General features: G+C 68.1%; 6 protein-coding genes. All 6 read left to right on the top strand.

Features of this window, described 5'->3' with window-relative positions; translation table 11 throughout:
- The first annotated feature begins 63 nt into the window (after positions 1 to 63).
- Entirely contained in the window at positions 64 to 906 is an 843-nt protein-coding gene (panC, locus tag VFS34_01150; GenBank protein ID HET9793037.1) for a pantoate--beta-alanine ligase, read from the top strand.
- On the top strand, positions 903 to 1283 hold the full coding sequence (gene panD, locus VFS34_01145) for an aspartate 1-decarboxylase (GenBank protein ID HET9793036.1): 381 nt from the start codon (positions 903 to 905) through the stop codon (positions 1281 to 1283). The genes panC and panD overlap by 4 nt, the downstream gene beginning before the upstream one ends.
- A complete protein-coding gene (locus VFS34_01140) occupies positions 1280 to 2092 on the top strand; it encodes a thiazole synthase (protein HET9793035.1) in 813 nt (270 codons plus the stop codon). Before panD ends, VFS34_01140 begins: the two co-directional genes overlap by 4 nt.
- A gap of 361 nt (positions 2093 to 2453) precedes the next feature.
- On the top strand, positions 2454 to 2756 hold the full coding sequence (locus VFS34_01135; protein HET9793034.1) for a zinc-ribbon domain containing protein: 303 nt from the start codon (positions 2454 to 2456) through the stop codon (positions 2754 to 2756).
- A gap of 491 nt (positions 2757 to 3247) precedes the next feature.
- The gene (locus tag VFS34_01130) at positions 3248 to 4174 is read left to right on the top strand and encodes a cysteine synthase family protein (GenBank protein ID HET9793033.1); all 927 of its coding nucleotides are present in this window, start codon (positions 3248 to 3250) and stop codon (positions 4172 to 4174) included.
- A partial coding sequence (locus tag VFS34_01125; protein ID HET9793032.1) for a PLP-dependent aspartate aminotransferase family protein occupies positions 4171 to 5298 on the top strand: 1128 nt, incomplete at its 3' end. The genes VFS34_01130 and VFS34_01125, both read left to right, overlap by 4 nt.

The raw sequence follows: 5298 nt of genomic DNA, 5'->3' as shown, positions 1-5298 counted from the left end.
CGTCGCGCGAGGAGACGTTCGTCCCGGACGCGCCGCCGCTCCGCCGGGTGTACTGAGGGAAAGATGCTCGTCACCGCCTCGATTCCGGAGCTGAGGTCGGCGCTCGCGCCGCTCCGCGCCCGCGGCCCCGTCGGACTGGTGCCGACGATGGGCGCGCTGCACGAGGGGCATCTCTCGCTCGTGCGGATCGCCCGGAAGGAGGCGGCGACCGTCGTCGTGTCGATCTTCGTCAACCCTCTGCAGTTCGGACCGGCGGAAGATCTCGCGAAATATCCGCGCACGCTGGAGGCGGACCTCGCGCTCCTCGAGCGCGAAGGGGTGGAGGCGGTCTTCACCCCGGCGGCTTCCGAGTTCTACCCGGCGGGATTCTCGACGACGATCCAGGTCGCGAACGTCTCGGAAGGGGAAGAGGGCGCCGTTCGGCCGGGACACTTCGTGGGAGTCGCGACCGTCGTCGCGAAGCTCTTTCACGTCGTCGGCCCGGACGTCGCGGTCTTCGGCCGCAAGGACCTGCAGCAGGCGGCGGTCGTCCGGCGAATGATCGACGATCTCGATTTCCCGATCCGCCTGATCGTCGCCCCGATCTCGCGCGAAAAGGACGGGCTCGCCCGGTCCTCGAGGAACGTCTACCTCTCGTTCGACGAGCGCCGCCGGGCGGCCGGGTTCCCGCGCGCCCTCTTCTCGGCCGCCGAAAGGATCGCGGCGGGCGAGGCGGTCGGATCGGCGGAAGAGCGGGCGCGCCGGGAGCTCGAAGGAGCGGGGTTCGAAGTCGATTACGCCGAGGTCGTGGATCCCGCGACGATGCGGCGCACGGCCGAGCCGCGGCCCGGCGCGGCGCTCGCCGCCGCGGTCCGGCTCGGGAAGATCCGGTTGCTCGACAACGTTTTACTGGAAGGACAGCGATGAAGAAGGAAGTTCTCCGGGGAAAGATCCACCGCGCCACGGTCACGCAGGCGGAGGTGGACTACGAAGGATCGATCGGCATCGACGCCGGACTGCTCCAGGCCGCCGGGATCGAGGAATACGACCGCGTCGAGGTGTACGACGTCACCCGCGGATCGCGTTTCGCGACCTACGCGATCGAGGCGCCGGCAGGCTCGGGCACGATCTCGGTCAACGGCGCGGCCGCGCGGCTCGTCCAGCCGGGCGATCTCGTGATCGTCGCGGCGTACGGGACGGTCGAGGTCGGCGAGCCCCGCCCCAGGCCGGCGCTCGTCTTCGTCGACCGAAAGAACGCGATCGCCGAGATCAAGACGCGGGAGCTGCAGGGGGTGGGAGCATGACCGCGGCCGCGGCGCCCGCCGCCGAAACAGGGACCCGGGAAGACGTATTTCGCCTGGGCGGCCGCGAGTTCCGGTCGCGTCTCATCGTGGGGACGGGCAAGTACTCGTCGTTCCCGCTGATGAGGGAGGCGCTCGAGGCGTCGGGCTCGGAGATCGTGACGGTCGCCGTCCGGCGGGTGAACCTGACGGATCGCACGAAGGAGTCGCTCCTCGACTGGCTGCCGAAGGAAATGACGCTCCTTCCGAACACCGCCGGCTGCTACACGGCCGACGACGCGATCCGTACCGCGCGGCTCGCGCGCGAGCTCGGCCTCTCCGAATGGGTCAAGCTCGAAGTCCTGGGCGACGAACAGACCCTTTTTCCGGACAACGACGAGCTGCTCAAGGCGACCCGCACGCTCGTCGCGGAAGGATTCACCGTCTTCCCCTACACATCCGACGATCCGATCGTCTGCCGGAAGCTCGAGGATGCGGGCGCGGCGGCGGTCATGCCGTTGGGAGCGCCGATCGGTTCCGGGCTGGGCCTGCAGAATCCGAACAACATCTCGATCATCCTCGAGCGGGCGTCCGTTCCCGTGATCGTCGACGCGGGAGTCGGGACCGCCTCGGACGCGTGCATCGCGATGGAGCTCGGCGTCGCCGCGGTCCTCATGAACACCGGAATTGCCGGGGCCTCCGATCCGGTGCGGATGGCGCGCGCGATGCGCGAGGCCGTTTCCGCCGGCCGCGAAGCGTTCCGGGCGGGAAGGATTCCGAAGAAGCGATACGCGACGGCTTCGTCGCCGATCGAGGGCGTTCCGGGTAAGTAGCTCATTCGACGGGTCTTCGAGCCTCGGGGGCCACGCCCGCCCTCGGTGTCCCTTTATTGTTGCGCGCCCTGTCATTGTCTGTTAATGTCACCCTGTCGAATAGCTAACCGAGCCAGAGCCACAACGTGTATCACCCGATCGATTTTTCTCCCGAACAATGAATCGGCTCTCTTGCGCGCTCGGCGCTGCTCTGTCTTTGAAAGGGGGTCGGTCGCAGTAGAAACCTGAGGGGCCAGGGATCGCCCCGCCGACCTCGAATCGAGACGGTCAATCTTCCCCTTCCGGCGCGTGGCGTCGGGTTGTTTTAAAAAATTAACGTTTTTTGGGGATCTCGAATCCCCGGGAGTCACGAAGAGTCACCATGAACCAGTTTACGGACAAGAACCTCACGTGCGTGGATTGCGGCGCGACGTTCCTTTTCTCGGCCGACGATCAGGAGTTTTACGCCCGCAAGGGTTTCACCAACGAGCCGAAGCGCTGCAAGGTTTGCCGCGACAAGCGCAAGACCGCCGGAGGGGACTCCCGCGAGCGCACGCTTTACACGGTCACGTGCGACGCGTGCGGAAAGCAGACCCAGGTGCCTTTCAACCCGACCAACGGGAAGCCGGTCTACTGCCGCGACTGCTACCAGTCGCGCCGTCAGCCGCAATCGCAGGCCTACTGAGCAGTTCTTTTTCACGGATTTTCGAGCGGAGGGGCAACCCTCCGCTTTTTTTATTGGCCGGCGCGGCGATGCATCGAGCCGGACGGGCGCGTGCGTCCGGCCCGCGGCCTCAACGTACGCCCCGGTACGCCTCGGCCGCGGGCCGGTCACCCGCATCCCCGGGGCTCGCGCCTCGCCGCGCCTCGGCGCCGTCTCAATTGTCGGCGTCATTCGTCAGAGCGGCGAATGGGCCGGCGCGGCGATGTAGCGAGCCGGACGGGCGCGTTCGTCCGGCCCGCGGCCTCGACGTACGCCCCCGGTACGCCTCGGCCGCGCGCCGGTCACCCGCCGTCGGGCTCGCGCCTCGCCGCGCCTCGGCGTGATCCGCCATTCGATGCGTGATCCCACTCATGGCGCCCGCTGCTGAGGCCGAGAAGCAGAGCGGTCCGGCGAGACGCTCCAGAGCGGATCTTCCGCTTTCCCGGCCCCCCTGTTACGATTCCGCCCGCCCCATGACGACCGCCATCGCCTCGCGTACGTTCGAATCCGCCATCGATCTCGTCGGGCACACGCCGATGGTCCGGCTGTCGCGGTTCGCGCCGGGGCTCGATCTGCGCGCCAAGCTCGAATACTTCAACCCCGCCGGCAGCGTGAAGGACCGGATCGCGAAGGCGATGGTCGAGGACGCGGAGCGCCGCGGGGTGCTGAAACCGGGCGGCACGATCGTCGAGCCGACCTCCGGAAACACCGGCGTCGGCCTGGCGATGGTCGCCGCGACGAAGGGATACGCGGCGATTTTCGTCGTGCCGGAAGGGTACGCGCACCTGAAGTGCAGGGTCATGCAGGGGCTCGGCGCCACCGTCGTCCGCACCGACCCGGCGAAGGGGATGAAGGGCGCGATCGCGAAAGCCGAGGAGATCGTCGCGTCGCGGCCCGGCGCTTTCATGCCTCAGCAGTTCAGGAATCCGGTCAATCCGCGCGCCCACTACGACACGACCGGCCCCGAGATCGAGGAGCAGTGCGACGGGAAGATCGACGCGATCGTCATCGGGGTCGGCTCGACGGGGACCTTCATCGGCTGCGCCCGGTATCTCGGCGAGCGCCATCCGGGCCTGCTCCGCGTCGCGGTCGAGCCGCAGGGCTCGATCCTGCAGGGAGGCGAGCCGGGTCCCCACAAGGTCGAGGGCGTCGGCCTGTCGTTCTTTCCGGAAATCCTCGACCGATCGCTGATCGACGAGGCGATCATGGTGCCCGACGACGAGGCGTTCGAGGCGTGCCGCGAGCTCGGCCGGACGGAAGGCCTGCTCGTCGGGGGATCGTCGGGTGCCGCGGCCGCCGCGTCGCGGAAGGTCGCCCGCCGCCTCGGGCCCGGAAAGACGGTCGTGACGCTCTTCCCCGACGCCGCGGAACGCTATCCCGAGCAGGGAATCTTCGAATGACCGGGTTTTCGACCGACGCGATCCACGCGGGCAACGAGCCCGACCCGACGACCGGCGCGGTATCCGTCCCGATCTACCAGACTTCGACGTACGTGCAGCCGGAGCTCGGCCGGCACAAGGGATACGAGTACGCGCGGACCGGCAATCCGACGCGGCGGGCCCTCGAGGAAAACCTCGCGGTGCTCGAACGCGGCGCGGCCGGCCGCTGCTTCGCCTCGGGAATGGCCGCGATCTCGGCCGTCGCGACGTTCGCGAAGGCCGGCGACCACGTCGTCGTCTCCGACAACACGTACGGCGGGACGTTCCGCCTGTACTCGAAGATCCTCGCGCACCTCGGGGTCGCGTTCTCGTTCGTCGACACGCGCGATCCCGAGAACGTCCGGCGCGCGATCCGCGACAACACCCGCTTCATCCACCTCGAGACCCCGACGAATCCCATGATGTCCCTCTGCGACATCGCGGCGATCGTCGCCGTCGCCAGGCCGAAGAAGGCGCTCGTCGTCGTCGACAACACGTTCGCGACTCCGTACTTCCAGCGGCCGCTGGAGCTCGGCGCCGACATCGTCGTCCACTCGACGACCAAGTTCCTGAACGGCCATTCCGACTCGGTCGGCGGCGCGGCGATCTCGAAGACGAAGGAGCTCGACGAGTGGCTCGGATTCGTCCAGAATTCCGCCGGCGCGATCCTGTCGCCGTTCGACTCGTGGCTCGTGCTGCGCGGGGTCAAGACGCTCGCCGTCCGGATGGACCGGCACGAGGCGAACGGCCGCGCGGTGGCCGCGTTCCTCGAAGCGGAGCGGAAGGTGAAGCGCGTCTATTATCCGGGACTCGCCTCGCACCCGCAGCACGCGCTCGCGAAGAAACAGATGCGCGGCTTCGGCGCGCTCATTTCGTTCGACGTGGGGAGCTACGAGAACGCAAAGGCGCTGCTCGACGCGGTGAAGATCTGCTCGCTCGGCGAGAGTCTCGGCGGCGTCGAGACGCTCATCTGCCACCCGGCGACGATGACGCACGCGTCGGTCCCCGAGGAGGACCGCGCGAAGCTCGGCATCACGCCGGGACTGGTTCGGATTTCGGTCGGGATCGAGGACGAAGAAGACCTACTTGCGGATCTCGGCCGGGCG

Source organism: Thermoanaerobaculia bacterium, assembly GCA_035717485.1.
Taxonomy (GTDB): domain Bacteria; phylum Acidobacteriota; class Thermoanaerobaculia; order UBA5066; family DATFVB01; genus DATFVB01.
Note: the sequence above shows the minus strand (reverse complement) of the source record. Positions and strands in the feature narration are given on the sequence as shown.

Coding starts and splice junctions, on each gene's coding strand:
- panD (HET9793036.1), top strand. CDS start 903: ATGAAGAAGGAAGTTCTCCGGGGAAAGATCCACCGCGCCACGGTCACG.
- VFS34_01135 (HET9793034.1), top strand. CDS start 2,454: ATGAACCAGTTTACGGACAAGAACCTCACGTGCGTGGATTGCGGCGCG.
- VFS34_01130 (HET9793033.1), top strand. CDS start 3,248: ATGACGACCGCCATCGCCTCGCGTACGTTCGAATCCGCCATCGATCTC.
- VFS34_01140 (HET9793035.1), top strand. CDS start 1,280: ATGACCGCGGCCGCGGCGCCCGCCGCCGAAACAGGGACCCGGGAAGAC.
- panC (HET9793037.1), top strand. CDS start 64: ATGCTCGTCACCGCCTCGATTCCGGAGCTGAGGTCGGCGCTCGCGCCG.